Source organism: Pseudomonas sp. AC463 (assembly GCF_979253585.1).
Map to the genome: position 1 here is coordinate 1 of NZ_CEEDDZ010000425.1, position 298 is coordinate 298.

The 298-nt window shown below is 65.1% G+C and carries 1 protein-coding gene; it reads right to left on the bottom strand.

Annotation, left to right across the window (positions count from 1 at the left end):
• The coding region (locus AC0IYH_RS30825) for a 3-keto-5-aminohexanoate cleavage protein (RefSeq protein ID WP_471837976.1) at nucleotides 1-298 on the bottom strand (298 nt) is incomplete at both ends.

The following is a 298-nucleotide window of genomic DNA, read 5'->3' on the forward strand; positions in this document are numbered from 1 at the left end:
CTGGAAGAACGGCGGGTCCGCGAACAGTCCGTTGCGGTACATGTGCAACGCCAGGGCGACATGGCCGAGGTCGAAGACTTCCAGTTCGGGCTTCACGCCGACGGCGCGAACGGCGGTCGCGATCGCCTCGATATGGTCGGGGACGTTGACGAACGCGTGCCGCCCGAAGTTCATCGTCGCCACGTCGAGGCTGCAGATATCCGGCAACAATTCCAGCACGTGATCCATGCGATCGGCCGGCGCGGCGATGCCGCCGTCGTTGGCGTTGCGATTGGGGTCGCCGACATCCGGCATGTAG